The 19,524-nt window shown below is 70.2% G+C and carries 22 protein-coding genes; 12 read left to right on the forward strand and 10 right to left on the reverse strand.

All coding sequences use genetic code 11. From position 1 onward, the window contains the following. The first annotated feature begins 28 nt into the window (after positions 1-28). Positions 29-763, forward strand: coding sequence for an SDR family NAD(P)-dependent oxidoreductase (locus tag ON26_RS24380; protein ID WP_040798997.1), 735 nt, complete (start codon positions 29-31; stop codon positions 761-763). A 21-nt stretch (positions 764-784) separates the two neighbouring features. On the opposite strand, the gene ON26_RS24385 is transcribed toward ON26_RS24380, so the two are convergent. Further along, entirely contained in the window at positions 785-1,786 is a 1,002-nt protein-coding gene (locus ON26_RS24385) for an NADP-dependent oxidoreductase (RefSeq protein WP_040798999.1), read from the reverse strand. Between the two features lie 86 nt (positions 1,787-1,872). Here ON26_RS24385 and cutA point away from each other — a divergent pair, with 86 nt between their 5' ends. Beyond that, complete coding sequence (cutA, locus tag ON26_RS24390) at positions 1,873-3,000, forward strand: divalent cation tolerance protein CutA (RefSeq protein ID WP_040799001.1); 1,128 nt, start codon at positions 1,873-1,875, stop codon at positions 2,998-3,000. Here cutA and ON26_RS24395 read toward each other — a convergent pair. Further along, positions 2,978-4,201: a L,D-transpeptidase gene (locus ON26_RS24395; RefSeq protein ID WP_040799003.1), complete on the reverse strand. Its 1,224-nt coding sequence runs from the start codon at positions 4,199-4,201 to the stop codon at positions 2,978-2,980. The genes cutA and ON26_RS24395 overlap by 23 nt on opposite strands. A 55-nt stretch (positions 4,202-4,256) precedes the next feature. Further along, on the reverse strand, positions 4,257-5,495 hold the full coding sequence (locus ON26_RS24400; RefSeq protein ID WP_083884327.1) for a UDP-N-acetylmuramate dehydrogenase: 1,239 nt from the start codon (positions 5,493-5,495) through the stop codon (positions 4,257-4,259). On the opposite strand from ON26_RS24400, the gene ON26_RS24405 reads away from it, so the two are divergent. Genes ON26_RS24405 through ON26_RS24415 form a run of 3 tightly spaced genes read left to right on the forward strand, consistent with a single transcriptional unit; the run spans position 5,494 to position 7,322 of the window. After that, a complete protein-coding gene (locus ON26_RS24405; RefSeq protein ID WP_040799005.1) occupies positions 5,494-5,979 on the forward strand; it encodes a DUF2505 domain-containing protein in 486 nt (161 codons plus the stop codon). The two genes, ON26_RS24400 and ON26_RS24405, sit on opposite strands and share 2 nt — an antisense overlap. A 48-nt stretch (positions 5,980-6,027) precedes the next feature. Then, a complete protein-coding gene (locus ON26_RS24410; RefSeq protein ID WP_040799007.1) occupies positions 6,028-6,549 on the forward strand; it encodes a DUF2505 domain-containing protein in 522 nt (173 codons plus the stop codon). Beyond that, entirely contained in the window at positions 6,519-7,322 is an 804-nt protein-coding gene (locus ON26_RS24415) for a class I SAM-dependent methyltransferase (protein WP_245546025.1), read from the forward strand. The genes ON26_RS24410 and ON26_RS24415 overlap by 31 nt, the downstream gene beginning before the upstream one ends. Before the next feature lie 58 nt (positions 7,323-7,380). Here the strand turns inward: ON26_RS24415 and ON26_RS24420 are convergent, their stop codons facing one another. Then, a complete protein-coding gene (locus ON26_RS24420; protein WP_040799038.1) occupies positions 7,381-7,989 on the reverse strand; it encodes a type IV toxin-antitoxin system AbiEi family antitoxin in 609 nt (202 codons plus the stop codon). Positions 7,990-8,087: 98 nt separating this feature from the next. On the opposite strand from ON26_RS24420, the gene ON26_RS24425 reads away from it, so the two are divergent. Continuing rightward, a complete protein-coding gene (locus ON26_RS24425; RefSeq protein ID WP_040799008.1) occupies positions 8,088-8,807 on the forward strand; it encodes an LmeA family phospholipid-binding protein in 720 nt (239 codons plus the stop codon). A 24-nt stretch (positions 8,808-8,831) separates the two neighbouring features. Here the strand turns inward: ON26_RS24425 and deoC are convergent, their stop codons facing one another. Continuing rightward, on the reverse strand, positions 8,832-9,500 hold the full coding sequence (gene deoC, locus ON26_RS24430; protein WP_040799010.1) for a deoxyribose-phosphate aldolase: 669 nt from the start codon (positions 9,498-9,500) through the stop codon (positions 8,832-8,834). A gap of 146 nt (positions 9,501-9,646) precedes the next feature. Here deoC and ON26_RS24435 point away from each other — a divergent pair, with 146 nt between their 5' ends. After that, entirely contained in the window at positions 9,647-10,210 is a 564-nt protein-coding gene (locus tag ON26_RS24435) for a GNAT family N-acetyltransferase (protein ID WP_040799012.1), read from the forward strand. A 69-nt stretch (positions 10,211-10,279) separates the two neighbouring features. After that, positions 10,280-11,170: a formyltetrahydrofolate deformylase gene (purU, locus tag ON26_RS24440; RefSeq protein ID WP_040799014.1), complete on the forward strand. Its 891-nt coding sequence runs from the start codon at positions 10,280-10,282 to the stop codon at positions 11,168-11,170. Positions 11,171-11,200: 30 nt separating this feature from the next. Here purU and ON26_RS24445 read toward each other — a convergent pair whose 3' ends face one another. The 5 genes from ON26_RS24445 to ON26_RS24465 form a co-directional block, all read right to left on the reverse strand. Beyond that, entirely contained in the window at positions 11,201-12,241 is a 1,041-nt protein-coding gene (locus ON26_RS24445; protein WP_040799016.1) for an alpha/beta fold hydrolase, read from the reverse strand. A 79-nt stretch (positions 12,242-12,320) separates the two neighbouring features. Then, a complete protein-coding gene (locus tag ON26_RS24450; protein WP_040799018.1) occupies positions 12,321-12,617 on the reverse strand; it encodes a DUF2516 family protein in 297 nt (98 codons plus the stop codon). Positions 12,618-12,693: 76 nt separating this feature from the next. Next, positions 12,694-13,368, reverse strand: coding sequence for a heparin-binding hemagglutinin (locus ON26_RS24455; protein WP_040799020.1), 675 nt, complete (start codon positions 13,366-13,368; stop codon positions 12,694-12,696). Further along, entirely contained in the window at positions 13,365-13,829 is a 465-nt protein-coding gene (locus tag ON26_RS24460) for a helix-turn-helix domain-containing protein (RefSeq protein WP_040799022.1), read from the reverse strand. Before ON26_RS24460 ends, ON26_RS24455 begins: the two co-directional genes overlap by 4 nt. Before the next feature lie 114 nt (positions 13,830-13,943). Beyond that, complete coding sequence (locus tag ON26_RS24465; protein WP_174375442.1) at positions 13,944-15,290, reverse strand: DUF445 domain-containing protein; 1,347 nt, start codon at positions 15,288-15,290, stop codon at positions 13,944-13,946. Between the two features lie 132 nt (positions 15,291-15,422). On the opposite strand from ON26_RS24465, the gene ON26_RS24470 reads away from it, so the two are divergent. The 4 genes from ON26_RS24470 (at position 15,423) to ON26_RS24485 (ending at position 19,474) form a co-directional block, all read left to right on the forward strand. Beyond that, complete coding sequence (locus ON26_RS24470) at positions 15,423-16,103, forward strand: TetR/AcrR family transcriptional regulator (RefSeq protein WP_083884328.1); 681 nt, start codon at positions 15,423-15,425, stop codon at positions 16,101-16,103. A gap of 138 nt (positions 16,104-16,241) precedes the next feature. Next, positions 16,242-17,660 (forward strand): ABC1 kinase family protein, encoded by a 1,419-nt coding sequence (locus ON26_RS24475; RefSeq protein WP_051027492.1) that lies wholly within the window; start codon positions 16,242-16,244, stop codon positions 17,658-17,660. 17 nt (positions 17,661-17,677) lie between these two features. Then, positions 17,678-18,922, forward strand: coding sequence for a saccharopine dehydrogenase family protein (locus tag ON26_RS24480; protein ID WP_085999081.1), 1,245 nt, complete (start codon positions 17,678-17,680; stop codon positions 18,920-18,922). A 162-nt stretch (positions 18,923-19,084) separates the two neighbouring features. Beyond that, positions 19,085-19,474 (forward strand): hypothetical protein, encoded by a 390-nt coding sequence (locus tag ON26_RS24485; protein WP_040799031.1) that lies wholly within the window; start codon positions 19,085-19,087, stop codon positions 19,472-19,474. Positions 19,475-19,524 lie beyond the last annotated feature (50 nt).

Consider the following 19,524-nt stretch of genomic DNA (forward strand, 5'->3'; position numbering starts at 1 on the left):
CTGCGTCACCCGCCTAGGATCGGGGCCCATGAGCACTCGCACCGCGGTCGTCACGGGAGCAAGTTCGGGCATCGGGGAGGCCACCGCGCGCCACCTGGCGAGCCAGGGCTACCACGTCTACGTCGGCGCCCGCCGGATCGAGCGGCTGCGCGCGCTCGCCGAGGAGATCGGCGGCACCGCGCTCGAACTCGACGTCACCTCCGAGGATTCGGTGCGCGCCTTCACCGAGGCGATCCCCCGCGTCGACGTGCTGGTCAACAACGCGGGCGGCGCGAAGGGCCTGGCCACCGTCGCCGAGGCGGACCTCGACGACTGGCGCTGGATGTGGGAGACGAACGTGCTGGGCACCCTGCGCGTCACCAAGGCGCTGCTGCCGAAGCTGATCGACTCCGGCGACGGCCTGATCGTCACCATCACCTCGGTGGCCGCCTTCCACGCCTACGACAACGGCTCCGGCTACACCTCGGCCAAGCACGCCCAGGCCGTGCTGCACCGCACCCTGCGCGGCGAACTGCTCGGCAAACCCGTACGGCTCACCGAGATCGCCCCCGGCGCCGTCGAGACCGAGTTCTCGCTGGTGCGTTTCGACGGCGATCAGGAACGCGCCGACAAGGTCTACGAGGGCATCGACCCGCTGGTGGCGCAGGACATCGCCGAGATCGTCGGCTTCGTGGCCTCCCGGCCGCCGCACGTCAACCTCGATCAGATCATCGTCGCGCCGCGCGACCAGGCGGCCCCGAGCCGCTTCGCCCGGCGCAGCTGATCCCTTCGCACGCTCCGCGCCTCACAGGCGGACGAGCATCTTGCCGATATTCGCGCCGGTGAACACGCCGAGCAGTGCTTCCGGGGCCTTCGCGATGCCGTCGACGACGGTCTCCGCGCCGCGCAGAGCGCCCTCGGCGAGCAGGCGGGTCGCCAACGTCGCGTAGGCGGGTAGGCGGTCGAGATGTTCGGTCACGAGCAGGCCGCGAATGCTCAACTGCGACAGCACGATGTTGTACAGATTGCGCGGTCCGGGAGCGGGTTCGACGTCGTTGTAGCCGCTGATCATCCCGACCACCGCGATCCGCCCGTGCGGACGCATCGCGCTGATCGCGGCTTCGAGGTGATCGCCGCCGACATTGTCGACATAGACGTCGATACCGTCCGGCGCCACCTCGGCCAACTGCTCGGTGAGCGAGCCCGCCCGGTAGTCGACGGCCGAGTCGAAACCGAAGGTCTCGGTCACCGCGCGGGCCTTCGCCGGGCCACCCGCGGAGCCGATGACGGTAGCGGCGCCGAATCTCCGGGCCAGCTGACCGGCCACACTACCGACCGCCCCCGCCGCTCCGGAGACGAACACCACGTCGCCCGCGCGGACCGGGGCGGTTTCGCGCACCGCGAGATAGCCGGTGAAGCCGGTCTGCCCGGCCGCGCCGAGATGGTCCTCGGGACGGGTACGGAGCGTGTCCACGACGGTGACGGCCGCCGCGTCGAGCACCGCGAATTCGCGCCAGCCCGCGAAATGCGCGACGCTCACCCCGACCGGTATCGCCGCGGCCCGCGAGGCGACGACCTCGCCTATCGCGTGCCCCTCCAGCGGCTCCCCGATCGCGAACGGCTCGATGTAGGACGCGCCCGCGTCCATTCGTCCCCGCATGTACGGATCCACCGACATCAGCGTGTTGCGCACGAGGATCTGCCCCTCCGCTGGTTCGGGCAGCACGGCCTCGGCCAGCTCGAAGTTCTCCGGCGTGGGCACACCCGACGGGCGCGACGCCAACCTGATCTCCCGACTCCTGGTCACAGCGGTTCTCCTTCGTTGCCTCGGTTGCGAATCGCAGGCTGCCCGAGGCCACTTCGGATTTCCTTCGGGTCGGCTACGGTGCCGGAGTGCGTTTCGGTGTGCTCGGCCCGCTGGAGGTCTGGACGAACGACGGTGTTCCGGTACCGATCCCCGACGCGAAGGTACGGGCCCTGCTGGCAGACCTGCTCGCCCACGAGGGCCGCCCGGTGCCCGCGGACCGGCTCATCGAAGACCTGTGGGGCCCGCGCCTGCCGCGTAATCCGGCAGCTACGCTGCAGTCGCGGGTCTCCCAGCTGCGCCGGGCGCTGGACGCCGCCGAGCCGGGCGCGCGCGCCTCGATCGCGCGAGCGCCCGCCGGATACCGCGTGGAGGTCAGCGCGGAATCGGTGGATGCGATGATCTTCCGGGGGCTGGTCGAGAAGGCCCGCGCCGCACGTGATCCCGGTGCCAGGGCGGACCTGTTCGCCGAAGCGCTCGGCCACTGGCGCGGCGCGGCCTACGCCGATTTCGCCGACGACGCGTTCCCCGCCGCCGCCGCCAGGGCACTCGAAGAGGAACGAGTCACCGTGATCGGCGAACACGCCCAGGCCCGGCTGGACCTCGGCCAATCGGACCGGCTCGCCACCGAACTCGCAGATCTGGTGGCGCACCACCCGTATTGCGAACGTCTACGCGTGGCGCAGCTGCGCGCCCTCTACCAATCCGGGCGACAACGCGAGGCGCTCGCGTCCTACGCGGACCTGCGGGCCAGGCTCGCCGACGAACTCGGCATCGACCCCGGCCCCGAAGTGAGCGCGCTGCACGAGGCGATCCTGCGCCAGGACCCCGCGCTGGCTCCCGCGTCCCGCGCAGCGGAGCCCGCGGCCGAGGCCATCGTGGATGTCTCGATCACCGCCGAATCCGCCGAATGGCTGGGCCAATTCACCCGCGACCTGATCGTCGACCGGCTCGCCGCGCGCGGCACGATCGTGCCCGGCGTGCGCTCGATCCAGCGCGGGGAAGGCGCGATCGACGAGGTCGCCGAGGCGATGGTCGTGCTACACACCCGGCATTCGCTCGTTCCTGCCATCCTCGAACGAGTCCGCGCACAGCATCCGGCCACCATTCCGGCGGTGGTCGCGGTCCCGATCTCCCGGTCCCACCCGGGCTACCGGCAGTGGATCCTCGATTCGACCGCCGAGGACCGCACGTCTACCGGGGCGGAGCAGGCGTGACCGGGGTTGCGGAGACCACGGAATCCGAGGAACCGTCCAGGGCCGACATGGTCTGCCAGGTGCCCCAGTCGATCGTCCAGTCGTAGAGATCGCCGTCGGCGGCGGACAGCGCGATGGAGGTGCCGGTGACCTCGACCGGGTCGCCGTAGAGGGCGGTCGGGAAGTAGGCCGCGGCGGCTTCGTCGGAGAGGTTGATGCAGCCGTTGGTGACATTCGCCGACCCCTGGGAGGCCAGCGAGGCCGGGTTGGCGTGGATGAACTCGCCGTTGTTGGAGATGCGCACGGCCCAGCGCTCCCGCACGTTCTCGTAGTACGGCGGGTTCGACATCATGAAGTCCTCGTGCTTCTCGGTGACCACGTGGATCCCCGAGCGAGTGACATTGCGCGCCTCGTTGCCCTCGCCGTAGCTGGCCGGGAAGTCGAAGAGCACCTGGCCGTCACGGACCACCTGAATGCGGTGACTCGGCGCGTTCGCCTGCACGATCTGGCTCCGGCCGACCCGGAAATCGGTGGTCAGGTCGGCATCGCCGTAGTTGCCCCCGCCCAGGTCCAGACCGTAGAGCTTCGCCTCCAGGTGCACGGCCGTACCCGGCGTCCAGTACTGCCGGGGCCGCCAGTGCGCGCGGGAGCCGCCGTTGTCGTCGGGGAACCACGCCCACGCGCCCTCGGTGGGCGGGTCGGTGGTGACGGTGAGGGCCTTCTCCACCGCTGCCTTGTTCTCCACCGAGCCGGTGAACTGCAGGATGATCGGGGCCGCGATGCCGACCTCCTGGCCGTCGCCGATATTGAGCGTGGCGGGCTGGGTGTCCTCCGGGGTCACGGTGGTGAATCCGCCTTCGACGGCGACCGTCTTGCCGTCGGCGCCGGTGACGGTGCCCGACCAGGTGTAGGTCGCGCCGTAGCCGAGCGGTTCGGTGATGCGATAGCCGCGCCGGTCGGCGGCGAGTTCACCGGCGACCTGCTTGCCTGCGGCATTGGTGAGGGCGATCCGGTCGATGACGCCGTCCTCGACGCGCGCCGAGACGGGTGCGACGGGGTTGACGTCGGTCGCGCCGTCACCGGGGTCGAGGGTCACTTCCGCGACCGGCGAATCGTCGGGCGGCGCGCTCTCGCCCGCGCAGCCCGACAACAGGGCGAGCACGACGAGCAGGACTGCCGATACGACGACGACCGGTCCGCGGGTCCGGGCTCGGTAGTTCACAGCCGTCGAATCTACGCCGGTCGGAACCGGCGGCCCGGCCGCGCACGCGGCGGGTCTACAACCGCACGCCGACCGTGACCGGCTCCGGTTCCAGCACGATGCCGAAGCGCTCGGCCACACCGTCGCGGACCGTGCGGGCCAGCTCCACGATGTCGGCCGCACGGGCCGCACCCCGGTTGGTCAGCGCCAACGTGTGTTTCGTGGACAGCCGGGCGGGGGCGTCCGCACCGGGAAAGCCCTTGCCGAAGCCCGCCCGCTCGATCAGCCAGCCCGCCGAGAACTTCACGCCGTCCTGCGCGGGATAGGTGGGGATCGTCACCTCACCCAGCCGGGTGACGATCGCCTCACGCACCTGTTCGACCCGTGCGGCCGGCACCACCGGGTTGGTGAAGAAGGAGCCCGCGCTCCAGGTGTCGTGGTCGGCCGGATCGAGGACCATGCCCTTGCCCGCGCGCAACCGCAGCACGGCCGCGCGCACATCGGCGGCCGGGCGGCTGTCGCCTTCGGCCGCGCCGAGCGCGCCGGCGAGTTCGCGATAGCGCAGCGGCGCGCTGAGCCCGTCGGCACGCAGGGCGAATTCGACGGCGAGCACGACCGCGGCGTCGCTGTGCTTGAGCACGCTGGTGCGGTAACCGAAGCCGAGTTCGGCGGGTTCGGCCCAGCGGATCTCGCCGCTGCCGCGATCGAGCAGCTGGACGCGGCGCAGGAGATCGGCGACCTCCACGCCGTAGGCACCCACGTTCTGGACGGGGGTCGCGCCCGCGGAACCGGGGATCCCGGACAAGCACTCGAGTCCGCCGTACCCGGCGGCGACGGTCGCGGCGACCACGCTGTCCCAGTTCGCCCCCGCCTCGGCGACCGCGGTTACCGCATCCACATCGCCCGCGGCAGCCGCGACCGCATCCGTCCGGGGGGCAGCGCCCGCGCCGCCGACGAGGCCGACGGCACCGCGATCGGCATCGGCAGGCCCCCCTCCGCCGATCCGGACGCCGGTGGTGGCGATCCGCACGACCACGCCGTCGAAGCCCGCGTCGGAGATCAGCAGGTTGGACCCGCCCGCGACGAGCAGCACCGGTACCCCGGCGGCATCCAGCGTCCGCACCGTCGCCACCAGCGCGTCGGTGCTCGCGCATTCGGCGAGCACCGCCGGACCGCCGACGCGCAGCGTGGTCAGCTCCGCCAGCCGGACCCGCTCGCGCACCACCGCGCCCGTTCCGGCCAGCAGGTCGCGGACCGCATCGCCCGACACCACAGGTGAGATTCGCACGCCCCAGACGGTAGCGTGTCCACCCATGGCAACACCCCTGGCGTATACGGCCGCCTATATCCATTCCGTTTCGGCCGTCCGCGCGGCATTCTCCGACGAGCAGTACTGGAAGGACCGCATCACCGAGGTCGGCGGTCCGAACGCGCATCTGGAGAGCGTCGCCGCCGAGGGCGACACCGTGCGTATCCACATGGTGCAGGCCATCGCCGCCGAGTTGCTGCCGCCCGCCGTCACCGCGGTCCGCCCGGGTGACCTGATCATTCCGCGCACCGAGACCTGGAACGGGAACGCGGCGAGCTACGAGGCGACCGTCGAGGGCGCGCCGGCGAAGATGTCGGGCATCATCACGCTGACCGGTGACGACAATGCCGCCACGGCGGTCGTCGACGGCACCATCGAGGTCAAGGTCCCGCTGTTCGGCGGCAAGATCGAGGCCGCGATCAAGGAGCACCTGATCGAATTGCTGCGTTCGGAGACGGAGTTCACCAACACCTGGCTGTCCGGTCGCTGACCGGCCCCCCGGCGTTAGATCGGGCTGCCGCCTTCTAACGTAGGCGGCATGGCACGTCGTCTGGACTACTCGGCTCGCTACCCGTTGCACACCACCGCGGAGCTGTACGAGGCGCTGTCCTCCCAGGACTACTGGGAGGCGCGGATGGAGAGGATGCGCGAGCTGACTCCCGGCAACGAGGTGCGCAGCCTCGAGGTCACCGCTGCCGGGATCGAGATCGTGCTGCACCACGTCCTGCCGCGGGAGATGCTGCCCGAGATCGCGCAGACGGTGATCCGCAAGGACATGGTCATCACCCGCAAGGAGACCTGGGACCGGTTCGACGCCGGGGAGACCGAGGGCCGGTTCGCGGCGTCCATCCCGGGCGGTCCCGGCAGTCTGCGCGGCGACATCACGCTGTTCCCCACCGACACCGGCTGCACCATGCGTTTCTCCCCGGAGGCGAAGGTGTTCATCCCGATGGTGGGCCCGCGCCTCGAGCAACTGATGCTGGTCAACCTGGTCGACCTGTTCCGCGGTGAGGCGGAGGAGACCGTGAAGTGGCTGGAAAAGCGCAAGCAGACCAGCTGAGTTCGCGCCCGATCGGCACCATCACCCGCGGCACCACCGGGGTGAACCGGCTGCGCCGCAGCGACCGCTGGCTGGTGCACGACGAACTGGTGCGCACCCGGTTGTGCGCGGCTCCCGATCCGCTGGTCGTGGATCTCGGTTATGGCGCGAGCCCGTGGACCACGCTGGAGCTGGCGACCCGCCTGCGCACGGCCCGTCCGGACGTCCGGGTGGTCGGCCTGGAGATCGATCCGGCGCGTGTGGTCCCCGACCGCGACGGCGTCCGGTTCGCTCGCGGCGGTTTCGAGCTGGCCGGTCTGCGCCCGGTGCTGGTGCGGGCGTTCAATGTGCTGCGCCAGTACCGGGAAGCCGAGGTGGCGGGCGCCTGGGCGACGATCACGGCCGGATTGGCCCCGGACGGCCTGCTCGTCGACGGCACCTGCGACGAACTGGGCCGCCGCTGCGCCTGGGTGCTACTCGACCGCACCGGCCCGAAATCACTGACCCTGGCGTGGGATCCGTTCACCGTCGAGACGCCATCGGATCTGGCCGAACGGCTGCCGAAGGCGCTCATCCACCGCAATGTGCAGGGCGAGCGGGTGCACGCGCTGCTGGCCGCCGCCGATCGGGCGTGGGCGCACGCGGCCGCGATGGCGCCGTTCGGCCCGCGGGTCCGCTGGCGGGCGGCGGCCGAGCTGCTGCGGCAGCAGGGTCTGCCGGTTCGCGAATACCGCAGAAGGATGCGCGACAACGTGCTGTCGGTCCCGTGGTCGACCGTCGCGCCCGATCCCTGAGCCCGTCACCACCGCCCGGCGGCCGAGCACGCGGGTCCGGTATCACACAGCGGGCCGGTCACACCGCGTCGAGCGCGCGGTGCACCCGGACGGCGGTGCGCTGCGGCAGCCCGGCCACCACGGTCGCGATCTCGGCGGCCCGGCACCGGCCGATGGTGACCGCGTCGCGCACCACCTCGTCGAGCGCGGCCTGGGCGATATCGGTCTCGGCCAGATCGGTGATGGTCCGCACCGGTGTGGTGACCAGGAACGATCCGGCCGATTCCACATCCGGCCCGGCCAGCGTGCGCCGCAGCACCACCAGGTGCGAGGTGACCGGCGGACGCCCGGAGCCGACCGACAGGTGCAGGAAGCGCGGACGCAACCGGCCGATGCCGTGCAGTTCCGCCGCGCTGTGGTGGGAGACCGCGACCGCGCCGTCGAACCACGCCGACCACATGGCGAATTCGTCGAGCGGCCCGTCCGGCCATTCGCTCATCCGCAGGATGCCGATCCCCGCCCGGCGGACCGCGCCCTCGGCCAACGCGTCGCGCACCCTGGCCTCGCAGCCGGTGCGCAGCACCTGGCGGGTGGTGAAGTACCCGGCATGCCTGCCCGCGAGTCGCCGTAGGACACGCCACGGTCGGTCGACGGATTCGGGTACGCGGCCCGCCGCTTCGCCAGCCATGATCACAGGCTACGCCGCGAACCTGTGTCGGATGTCACATTCGAGTCCCTCATCGCGACCACAGAGCGCGCACAGGAACGTAGGCGAGAATCGTCGGCATGACTACGAAGCCCCCCGTCACCGCGCGGGTCAGCAGGCGCACACTGGTGATCGCCCTGGCCCTGGTGGCCACGCTGCTGGTCACAGCCTTGGTCGCCGCCGAAGCGTATGCCCGGCACCGCATATCCAATTGCATCAGTGACCAGTTCGAGCAGCAGATGGGCTCGAAGATCGACGTCGGCTTCGGCCCCAAGCCGCTGCTGCTCACCTGGGTCGACGGCAAGGTCTCCTCGGTGACCGTCGACAGCGAGGGCGACAAGTTCGGTCCCGCCGTCGGCATGGACGTGCACGCGAAGTTCGAGGATCTGGAGATGGCCGACGACGGCAGCGGCACCGTCGGCAGCTCCTCGGCCGAGGTCACCTGGAGTGACGAGGGCATCGCCGAGACCCTCGGCGGCCTGGTCAGCGGCGTGAAGTCCTCGGCATCGAAGGACACCATCACCCTGGACGTGCTCGGCGGGCTGGCCCAGCTCGAGGTGCGCCCGCAGGTGACCGCCGGGGCGGTCGACGTGCAGACCATGTCGGCGCAACTGCTTGGCTTCGGCCTGCCGACCGACCTGGTGTCGGGCATCGTGGATGTGTTCACCCAGAGCCTGCAGAGCTACCCGATGGGCTTGCAGGCCACCGGCATCGAGGTCACCGACGACGGCATCGACGTCACCCTGGCGGGTGGGCACACCGAACTGCAGGCCACCGGCAACAGCGACATGCGCTGCTGAGCGCCGATTCGCCCGCAACCGCGCCTAATCGGCGAAACCGTCGAGCACGGCACGCGATTTCGACAGCCCGAGGCGCGTCGCCCCTGCCGCGAGCAGGTCGGCGGCCGCCTCGGCGGTGCGGATCCCGCCGCTGGCCTTGATGCCGAGGCGGCCGCCGACCGTCTCGGCCATCAGCCGCACCGCGTGCACGCTCGCGCCGCCGGCCGGATGGAATCCGGTGGAGGTCTTCACGAAATCGGCGCCAGCGCGCTCGGCGGCCCGGCACACCTCGACGATCGCCTCGTCGGTCAGGGCGGCCGACTCGATGATCACCTTGAGCACGGCCCGATCGGCGATCGCCTCGCGCACGGTCAGGATGTCGGCGAGCACCGCGCCGTACTCCCCCGCCACCGCCGCGCCGACGTCGATCACCATGTCCACCTCGGCGGCGCCCTGGTCGACCGCGAGCCTGGCCTCGGCGCCCTTCACCAGCGAGTGGTGCTTGCCGGAGGGAAAGCCCGCGACGGTCGCCACGACCAGGCCGGGCGCGCGCACCGGCAGCATCGACGGTGACACGCAGATCGCGTACACCCCGAGCTCCCTGGCCTCGGCCACCAGCGCGGCGACATCGGCGTCGGTGGCCTCGGGCGCGAGCAGCGTGTGATCGATGCGGTCGGCCACCTCGGCCCTGGTCAACGACGGGGTTTCAGCCATGCGGCGCAGTCTGGCACATTCGCGCCCCGTGGCCGCCCCGGGTGGCAGGCAAATGGCGTTGCGAGGCCGGTGCGGGTCCAGCAGACTTGAAAACAGACAGGTCGGCGGATCGTGTGCACGGCCCTTCACCTCCGGGAGGAGACACGATGCTGATCCGACGCGAACAACCCGGCGACGCCGCCGCGATAGCGAACGTGCATCGCAGCGCATTCGCCGCCGTCCGTGATGCCGTGGGGACGGGCGGCCGGACCGACGCGGCCCCCGCCGATCCGGCCGGATCCGAGCCGGTCGAGGTGGGACTGGTCGAGCGACTACGCCGCGACCCCGGCTGGATCGCGACCCTCTCGCTGGTCGCGGTCGAGTTCGACGAGATCGTGGGGCACGTCTGTCTCACCAGAGCCTCGGTCGGCCCGTTTCCCGCGCTGGCGCTGGGCCCCTTGGGCGTGCGCGCCGACCATCAGCGCGCCGGAGTCGGATCGGCGCTGATGCACGCCGCGATCGGGGCCGCCGATGCCCTGGACGAACCGCTGATCGGCCTGCTCGGCAGTCTGGAGTACTACCCGCGCTTCGGCTTCGTGCCCGCGGCCCGCCTCGGCATCACCCCCGACGAGCCCGCCTGGATCTCGCATTTCCAGGTCCGGCCGCTGACCGCCTTCGAGCCCCGGATCTCCGGCGAATTCCACTACGCCGAGCCGTTCTACGATCTGTGACCGGCCGGTGCCCGGCCACAGCCACCGGCACCCGGCGCCCCGGTCCGCGCGGCCTGTAAAGATGGGCTCATGAGTCCCGCTCAGCCTGATCAGGAAGACCGCCGCTACGTGCTGACCCTGGGATGCCCGGACCGCCCGGGCATCATCGCCAGGATCACCTCGTTCATCGCCGAGTTCGGCGGATCCATCTCCGAGGCCGGCTACCACTCCGACGCCGAGTCCGGCTGGTTCTTCACCCGGCAGGCCATCACCGCGGCCACCGTGCCGTTCCCGATCGAAGAGTTGCGCGACCGCTTCGGTGCCGTCGCCGCCGAGTTCGGTCCGGCGACCGAATGGCAGGTGCTCGACTCCGCCGCGCCCCGGCGCGCGGTGCTGCTGGTCAGTCGTGACGGCCACTGCCTGCACGATCTGCTCGGCCGGGCGGCGGCCCGCGAGCTGCCCGCCACCATCGAGGCCGTCATCGGCAACCATCCCGACCTGGCCGCCATCACCGAGGCGCACGGGGTGAAATTCCACCACGTGCCCTTCCCGAAGGACCCCGCCGAGCGCGGCCCCGCCTTCGCCGAGGTCCGGTCGCTGGTCGACGCGCACGATCCCGACGCGGTGGTGCTCGCCCGGTTCATGCAGGTGCTGCCGCCGGAACTGTGCGAACACTGGGCGGGCCGGGCGATCAACATCCACCACAGCTTCCTGCCCTCGTTCGTCGGCGCACGGCCCTATCACCAGGCCTTCGCGCGCGGCGTGAAGCTGATCGGCGCGACCTGCCACTACGTGACCCCGGAACTGGACGCGGGACCGATCATCGAGCAGGACGTCATCCGCATCGACCACGCCGACACGGTGCGCGACATGGTCCGTCAGGGACGCGATATCGAGCGCGTCGTGCTGGCCAGGGGCCTGCGCTGGCACCTGGAGGGCCGGGTGCTCGTGCACGGCCGCCGCACCGTCGTCTTCTCCTGAGTTCCCGAGCGCTTCTCCCGCGTCCCCGGCTCAGCCCGCGGCTTCGGCGTGCTGGTCGCCCACCGCGGCGAGCACGCGGGCGAGTTCGGCGTTGAAGCGCTCGAACTGCTCGATATTGCCCAGATGTCCGGTCGGGAAGATCTCGTAGCGGTCCAGGCTGCCCACCGATTCGAGCATTTCGGCGATGATCTCGGCGTGCACCGGCGGGGTGAGGTCGTCACGGGAGCCTGCGATGATCGTGGTGGGCACCAGCAGGTTCTTCGCCGACTCCCCGACGTCCATGGTGGCCAGCAACCTGCCGAATTCGGCGCGGACGGCGGCCGGGCAGGAACGCACGATCGCCATGCCGTAATCGACGTGATCCCGGGGGCTGGCCAGGGACATCACCTGACGGGCGAACAGCCACCGTACCGGCGCGATCGGCGGGAACACGATGGGCGTGCCGAGCCCGAGCTTGCCGACCACCGCGGGCAGCGAGATGCCGGTGCGCTTGAACCGCATCGGCCGGTTGAAGAACGGCACCACGGTGGTGGTGGCGACCAGACCGTGCGGGGCGGTGTTGGTCATCAGCACGGCATGGGCTCGGCGGGTCACCTCGTCGGGATACCGGGCGGCCCAGGCCTGCAGAGTCATGCCGCCGAGGCTGTGGGCGACCAGCACCGCCTTGCGCCCGGCGGGCACGGCGGCGTCGAGCACCACGGCCAGGTCGTCGGCGAGCTGCTCCATGCTCAGCGGGGCCGAACCGCGTTCGCTCTCACCGTGTCCGCGCACGTCGTAGGCGATCATGCGGTAGTCACCGGCGAAGGCGTTGATCTGGGCGTTCCAGTACTCGATGGCGCAGGTCCAGCCGTGAATCAGCACGACGAGGGGCGCCTCGGCCGGGCCGTAGGCGTGTACCCGCAGGCGAGCTCCGTCGGTCGTGAGCACCGGCACCACATCATGGGGCACGGTGGGCGGGTCGAACGCCGCGGTCGGGTAACGGCGCGCGCGCAAGCTCGCCCGATGTTCGGCGGACCATGCCCGGAACCTCGCCCGGAGCCGCGCCAGGACGGCGGCCGGCTGAACACGCATCGAACACTCCTTTTATGTTACTGCTCGATACAGTAACGCTGACGGGAGCGCCGCACCATCGTGAGTTCGGACAGAACTTCTACCAGCGCGGCCCGCGCTGCACCTCGTCCACCTTCGGCCGGACGTCGGCGAGGTAGACGCCGGTCGCGATGATCGACACGAAGGCCAGCAGACTCAGACCGCCGGGCTGCAACAACAGCAGCAGGGTGGCCACGCCGAGAATGGCCAGCCAGATCGGCTTGGTCTGCTTGTCCACGGCGGGGAAGGCGTCGGCGCGCTGGCGCACGGCGTGAATCAGCGCGAAGATCGTCGCGCCGAGCGCGGCGAGCCACAGCACGAGCAGAATCAGGCCGGTCAAGCCGTTCACGGTGTCCACCTGTCCAGTGTACGAAAACCGCCCCCGCACAGCCGGGCTGCACGAGGGCGGGTCGATCCGACGCCGAAGCGGAGGATCAGACGGTCTTCGGCGCGGTCTTGCGAGGCGTGGCCTTCTTGGCCGGCGCCTTCTTGGCGGGCGCGGGCTCCGGGGCGGTCTCGGCCGACGACGGCGCGGCCTCGGTGGCAATATCGACGACCTCGGCGTCGACCACGGGCACGACCGGCTCGGCCTCGACCACCGGCGCGGACTCCTCGCCCTTGGCCGGACGCCCCAGCAGGCCGTTCACCTTGCCGACGACGTCCTCGGCGCGCGCGGCGGCGTCCTTGTAGAGGGTCTCCACCCGGCCGATACGCTCCTCGACCACCTGGTTGGCGCGCAGCCGCTCGACGGTCTCCTCGCCGCGGGCGGCGAGCTCGGTGTAGAGGTCGACCGCCTTGGAGAAGTACTCCTCGGCCAGTTTGCGCAGCTCCTCGGTGGTCAGCCGGTCGCGCAGCTCGGCGACATCGTTGGGCAGCTCGCCCGGCAGGCCGGACAGCCGCTCGCGCAGCGATTCGAACTGAGCCTGGACGTCGGCGGGCACGTGGGCGATGCGCTCGCGCGCCTCCTCCACCCGCACGCTCACGTCGGCGGTCGAGCCCGCCTTCTCGCGCACCTGGCTGACGACGTCCAGGGCGGCCGCGTACACGGCATCTCCGGCGCCGACGGCGGCGAGCAGCGGCTTGGTCACGGTTACGGTCTTCTCGGTCATGATGTTCGGCTCTCCTGGCGTGGCGGAGTGTCTTGTGGTGTCGGGGTGACGTCGATCGTCGGATTCGGAACGTCGCTGTCCCGCTCCCCCTCCGTCTCGTCCGCGCCGTTCTCACGGCGGAACGATTCATAGATGTCCAGCAGGACCTGCTTCTGGCGCTCCGTGATGGAGGTGTCGCCCAGCAGCGCGTCCCGAACCGGACTGTGTGGCCGCTCCTCGAGATAGCCGGCCCGTACGTACAAGACCTCCGAGGACACCCGCAGCGCTTTCGCGATCTGCGTGAGCACCTCCGCGGACGGGTTACGCAAACCCCTCTCGATCTGGCTGAGATAGGGATTGCTCACCCCCGCCAGCGCGGCCAGTTGACGCAACGAGACTTGCGCGGCTTCCCGCTGCGCCCTGATGAAACCTCCGATGTCGTGCGCCGCGTGCGCTACGCGCCGCTCGGGATGGTCTGCCATCACTCACCTTCTGGCGGTTGTACGTGGTCGAGTCTAGGAGAGAGTGCTAGCTCTTGCAAGCACTCTGTTAGCACGGAGTGTCGGCGGCGCGCCGGACTCCGGAGCAAGTGTCGTTCAGGCGTGGAACAACAGCTGGGAGACGGTGTAGATCGCCAGGCCCGCCAGCGAGCCGACCACCGTGCCGTTGATCCTGATGAACTGCAGATCACGTCCCACCTGCAGTTCGATCTTCTTGCTCGCCTCTTCGGCGTCCCACTTGGCGACCGTGTCGGTGACCAGGGTGGTGATCTCCGCCGCGTAGTTGCTCACCAGATAGCGCACGCCGCGATCCAGCCAGCCGTCCACATTGGCGCGCATCTCGTCGTCGTCGCGCAAGCGCTCGCCGAGTTGCTGCACATTCTCGGCGACCTTGCGCCGCAGCGTGCTGTCCGGGTCGTCGGCCGATTCCAGGATGAGCCGCTTGGCCGCGCGCCAGGTCGCCTCGGCCAGACCGGTGATCTCCTCGCGGCCCATCACCTGCGACTTGACCCGCTCGGCCTTCTTGATCATCGCCTCGTCGTACTGCAGGTCGCGAGCGAATTCGTCGAGGAAGCGGTTCGCCGCGAGCCGCACCTCGTGCTCGGGTTCGGAGCGCACCTTCCAGGTGAACTCCACCAGCTCACGGTAGATCTTCTCCGAGAGCATGATGTTGACGAACTTCGGCGCCCACTGCGGCGCCTGCTCCAGAATCACCTTGTCGACGGTTTCCTGGCTGGCCAGCGCCCACTGGTGGGCGCGCTCGGCCAGCAGGTCGATCAGGGCGACCTGACGGTTGTCGGCCAGCAGTTCGGCGAGCACCCGCCCGATCGGCGGACCCCACAGCGGTTCGGCGATCCGTTTGACGATGGTGTTGTCGATGATCTGCTCGACGTCCTCGTCACGCAGCGCCCCCACCACCGCGCGCAGGATGGTCGAACTCTCCTGCGCCACGCGTTCGGCGTGCCCGCGGTCGGCCATCCAGCGCCCGACCCGCAGCGAGACCTGCGCCGAGCTCACCTTCTCCGAGACCACCTCCGGTGCCAGGAAGTTGGTGCCGACGAAACTGCCCAGGCTGGCGCCCAGCTGGTCCTTCTTCTTGCGGATGATCGCGGTGTGCGGGATCGGCAGACCGAGCGGATGCCGGAACAACGCTGTGACGGCGAACCAGTCCGCGAGCGCGCCCACCATGCCCGCCTCGGACGCGGCGCGCACATATCCCACCCATTCCCCGCCGCCGCCGCGCGATTCCAGCCATCGGCAGCACAGGTAGACAGCGGTCGCGAGTGCCAGCAGGCCGGTGGCCAGCGCCTTCATCCGGCGCAGATCACGCTTCTTGGCCGCCTCGTCGACGAAGAATCCGTTCGGCGCGGCGGGATTCACCGCCGGAGCGGGCCGGGGAGCCACGATCACGGGGGCGGTGAGGTTGCCGGGAGCTTTCTCCATGTCTTCCATTCTGCTGTGCCATAAGCTGTAGGCCGACCCACCGGACCGACCCACCCGAAACGAGCGAGGGAGTTCATCCTGTCCACCGAAGACCTTGTCGACGTCGGTGAACGCGCCGATCGACCGGCGGCCGTGCGCTCCGGCCGGGTGGACGGCCGCAAACGCCGGTGGCGCCAGCACAAGATCGATCGTCGCGAGGAGCTGGTCGACGGCACGCTGGCCGCCGTGCGCGCCCGCGGCGCCTCCGCGGGCATGGACGAGATCGCCACCCAGATCGGCGTCTCGAAAACCGTCCTCTACCGGTACTTCGCCGACAAGAACGACCTGGTCCACGCGACCATGCAGCGGTTCATCGAGCAGACCCTGATGCCGCGCGTGTACGGCGCGATCAGCCTGGACGCCGACGAATACCAGCTGACCCGCTCGGCGCTGACGGCCTATGTGACGACCGTCGACGAGGATCCCGAGGTCTACCGGTTCATCATGGGCAACGGCTCGGACAGCTCCTCGCTCGCGGAGTTCGAGAAGCTGTTCGCCGATGTCGTCTCCGCGGTGCTCAGCGAGCACGCGAACTCGCGCGGCATCGACACCACCGGCTCCCAGCTGTGGTCCTATGTGCTGGTCGGCGGCATCCAGCTGGCGACGCACTGGTGGACCACCGACAAGACGCTGACCCGCGAAGAGGTCATCGACTACCTCACGATGATGGTGTGGAGCGCGATCGAGGGCATGGCGCGCACCGGCGGCTCCCGTGCGGAGTTCAACAAGCAGCAGCACGTGCTCCCGGCCCCGGAGATCGACCCGACGGTCTGATATCGGCCGGTTCCCGTGCGAGCGACATCACACCGCCTGCCGTTAGGCTGAACGCGGTGGTGTGCCCTCCCCGGCCGAGTCCGGCGGCGGTGGGCGAGATCACCACCCGATCTCGGCGGCACCAACGGAGGTACCTCGATGGCGAAGCACGTGCCGACCTCGCGGCTGGCCCGTGGCACCGCGCTGGGCGCGGTGGCCGCGGGCACGGTCTTGCGCAACCAGCGCACCCGGTTGTCGATGCGCGGACGTTCGGAGGCGGTCCGGGCCGAGATGGCCGAGGAGTCGATGCTGCGGACCATCGAGCAGGTGGTCGTGGTGCTCGGCACCATGAAGGGCGTCGCGATGAAGCTCGGCCAGATGATGTCGGTGCTGGATATGGATCTGGTGCCCGACACCCATCGCGAGCGCTTCCAGCAACGCCTGGCCGTCCTGCGCAATGCCGCGCCGACCGTGCCGTTCGCCGGGATGCGCCGGGTGATCGAGGAGGACTTCGGCGCCCCGCTGGAGAGCGTGTTCGCCGAGTTCGAGCCCGAGCCGATCGCCGCGGCCTCCATCGGCCAGGTCTATCGCGCCCGCCTGCACGACGGCAGGCAGGTCGCGGTGAAGGTCCAGTACCCGGGCATCGACGCCGCGGTGCGCGCGGACCTCAAGAACCTCACCATGTTCCGCAAGGTGTTGCAGTCGGCCATGCCGTGGGTGACTCCCGCGGTGCTCGACGAGCTGCGGCTGAACATCGAGAGCGAACTCGACTACAGCGCCGAGGCCGCCACCCAGGCCCAGCTGGCCGGACTCTACGCCGACCACCCGTTCATCGTGGTGCCGCGCACCTTCCCCGAGCACTGCACCACCCGTGTGCTGGTCTCGGAATACCTGGCCGGCCGTTCCTTCGACGAGGCCAGGGAACTTCCCGATGCCGACCGGAACCGCATCGGGGAGATCATCTATCGCTTCTACGTCGGCTCACTGTTCGAATTCGCCGAATTCTGCGGCGACCCGCATCCGGGCAATGTGCTCGTCCTCGACGACGGCCGCGTCGGCTTCCTCGATTTCGGTCTCTACAACCGGATGGACCGCGAGCACGTCGATTTCGAGATCACCTGCCTGCGCGCCGCCGCCGAGGAACGCGCCGAAGACCTGCGCCGATTGATGATCGAGCGCGGCGTGATCGATTCTCCCGAGGAGATCGGCGCGGAGGAGAGTCTGGAATACGTGCTCTCGGCCTCGGAATGGTGCCTGGTGGACGAGGAACTCACCATCACTTCCGAATTGGCCAGCGGCGCTTTCCTGCTCGCGGTCGACCCGCGGGCGAGCGAATTCGCCGGCATGAAACAGCAGAATCTGCCGCCGGAGCATCTGTTCTCCCGGCGAGCGGATTTTCTGACCTTCGGCATGCTCGGCCAATTGCGCACGACCGCGAATTGGCATCGCATCGCCAGGGAATGGCTCTACGACGAAGAGCCGGTGACCGAGCTGGGCCGGGCCCACCGTCGCTGGCGATGCGAACACCTCTCGTCCCGGAAACGACAACCGTCGGCCGGCCGCACGTCGCGCCGATGACCAGGAGTGGCAGAGCTATGACAGACACCCGCGAATTCGATCTCACGGTGTTCGGCGCCACCGGATACGTCGGCAAGCTCATCGCCGAGTACGTGCTCGGCGCGGCCCCGGCCGGTGCGCGCATCGCGCTGGCCGGTCGCTCGGCGGCCAAGCTGGCGCTGGTCAAGGAGGAACTCGGGCCGCGCGCGGCGGACTGGGCGCTGGTGGTGGCCGATTCCACCGATCAGGCGGCGCTCGACGGCCTGGCCGCGCGCACGAGGGCCGTCATCACCACGGTCGGCCCCTACCTGCGCTACGGCATGCCGATGGTGGAGGCCTGCGCCAAGGCGGGCACCCACTACGCGGATCTGACCGGTGAGCCGCTGTTCATCCGCGACGCCATCGACACCTGGCACGACACCGCCGTCTCCACCGGCGCGAAGATCGTGAACTCCTGCGGCTACGACTCGGTGCCCTCGGATCTGAGCGTCTACCAGCTCTACCGCCGCACGGTCGCCGACAACACCGGCGAGCTCACCGACGTCACCCTGGTGGCCGCGCTCAAAGGCGGCGTCAGCGGCGGCACCATCGATTCCGGCCGCGCGATGATGGAGGCGGTGGCCGCGGACTCCTCGAAGCTGAAGGTGCTCGGCGATCCGTACGCGCTGACCGTGGACCCGGCCAGGGAACCCGAGGTCGGCGGCCTCTCCGATCAGGCCTTCGGCCGCGCGAGCCGCATCGATCCGAGCCTGGACGGCTGGGTCGGCACCTTCGTGATGGCCAGTCACAACACCCGGATCGTGCGGCGCAGCAACGGATTGCTCGGCTGGGTATACGGCAAGAACTTCCGCTACCGCGAGGTGATGAGCGCGGGTTCCTCCCCGCTGGCGCCGGTGGTCGCGGCGGCGATGACCGGCGGCACGGTGGCCGGGATCGGCGCCCTGGCGCTGCTCTCGCGCGCGAAGGTCGGTCGCAAACTGCTCGACAGGGTGCTGCCCGCGCCCGGTACCGGCCCGAGCGAGCAGAGCAGGCGCACCGGCTGGTTCACCATGAAGACCGTCGCGCACACCACCTCCGGCGCGAAGTACCTGGCGACCTTCGCGGGCACGGGCGATCCCGGCTACCAGGCCACCGCCGTCATGATCGGCGAGACCGGCTTGGCGCTGGCCTTCGACGATCTGCCGGAGATCGCGGGCGTGCTCACCCCGGCGGCCGCCGCGGGCGACGCGCTCACCGAACGGCTGCGCGCGACGGGCATGACGATCGACGTCGCTCCCGCCTGAGGCGCGCCGTCCGAAACCGCCCGCCCGGCGGACACCCCGACCGGGCGCACGAATTCGCGTGCGCCCGCTCACAATCGACCATCGACCCGTCCCGCATCACCCGCGCGCGCCGCTAGAGTCCCCAGCGGTAGCGGTTGAACCCGAGGCGAGGGGGCGAGGCGGATGGTGCCGGATACCGGGCAGGGGCTGGCCAGGGGGCTGTACGCCGCGGCGGTGAGCGGAAACGGCGGCGAACGTTTCGAACTCGCCCCTGATGTGGCGGTGAATCTCGCCGCCGCCTGCGACAAGCTGGTCGAGGATCTCGAGGCGGCGCTGGCCGCCGGTGATGCCGCGAGCACCGTGACCGGGTTCCCCGAGCTGCCCACCGGCCGCGCGCTGAGCGCCGGCTTCGCGAACAAGGGCAGCCAATTACGCGCCACCGTAGCGGCTTTCCAGGAGACCGCGCTGCTGTTCAAGGCCGCCTATCTCGCCGCGGGCCAGCGCCTGGCCGAGGCCGAGGCCGCCCATCGCGACGCGCTGCTCGCGGTCGCCGACTATCTGGACCAGCGATGAACCGCGCGCGGGCCACCCCGCAGCGCCGCCACGCCACCGCAGGCCGCGCC

Source organism: Nocardia higoensis NBRC 100133 (assembly GCF_000308595.1).
Classification (GTDB): Bacteria; Actinomycetota; Actinomycetes; order Mycobacteriales; family Mycobacteriaceae; genus Nocardia; species Nocardia higoensis.

Coding starts and splice junctions, on each gene's coding strand:
- ON26_RS24380 (WP_040798997.1), top strand. CDS start 29: ATGAGCACTCGCACCGCGGTCGTCACGGGAGCAAGTTCGGGCATCGGG.
- ON26_RS24420 (WP_040799038.1), bottom strand. CDS start 7,989: ATGGCTGGCGAAGCGGCGGGCCGCGTACCCGAATCCGTCGACCGACCG.
- ON26_RS24445 (WP_040799016.1), bottom strand. CDS start 12,241: ATGCGTGTTCAGCCGGCCGCCGTCCTGGCGCGGCTCCGGGCGAGGTTC.
- ON26_RS24425 (WP_040799008.1), top strand. CDS start 8,088: ATGACTACGAAGCCCCCCGTCACCGCGCGGGTCAGCAGGCGCACACTG.
- ON26_RS24480 (WP_085999081.1), top strand. CDS start 17,678: ATGACAGACACCCGCGAATTCGATCTCACGGTGTTCGGCGCCACCGGA.
- ON26_RS24460 (WP_040799022.1), bottom strand. CDS start 13,829: ATGGCAGACCATCCCGAGCGGCGCGTAGCGCACGCGGCGCACGACATC.
- ON26_RS24465 (WP_174375442.1), bottom strand. CDS start 15,290: ATGGAGAAAGCTCCCGGCAACCTCACCGCCCCCGTGATCGTGGCTCCC.
- ON26_RS24455 (WP_040799020.1), bottom strand. CDS start 13,368: ATGACCGAGAAGACCGTAACCGTGACCAAGCCGCTGCTCGCCGCCGTC.
- ON26_RS24410 (WP_040799007.1), top strand. CDS start 6,028: ATGGCACGTCGTCTGGACTACTCGGCTCGCTACCCGTTGCACACCACC.
- ON26_RS24475 (WP_051027492.1), top strand. CDS start 16,242: ATGGCGAAGCACGTGCCGACCTCGCGGCTGGCCCGTGGCACCGCGCTG.
- purU (WP_040799014.1), top strand. CDS start 10,280: ATGAGTCCCGCTCAGCCTGATCAGGAAGACCGCCGCTACGTGCTGACC.
- deoC (WP_040799010.1), bottom strand. CDS start 9,500: ATGGCTGAAACCCCGTCGTTGACCAGGGCCGAGGTGGCCGACCGCATC.
- ON26_RS24435 (WP_040799012.1), top strand. CDS start 9,647: ATGCTGATCCGACGCGAACAACCCGGCGACGCCGCCGCGATAGCGAAC.
- ON26_RS24400 (WP_083884327.1), bottom strand. CDS start 5,495: ATGGGTGGACACGCTACCGTCTGGGGCGTGCGAATCTCACCTGTGGTG.
- ON26_RS24485 (WP_040799031.1), top strand. CDS start 19,085: ATGGTGCCGGATACCGGGCAGGGGCTGGCCAGGGGGCTGTACGCCGCG.
- ON26_RS24405 (WP_040799005.1), top strand. CDS start 5,494: ATGGCAACACCCCTGGCGTATACGGCCGCCTATATCCATTCCGTTTCG.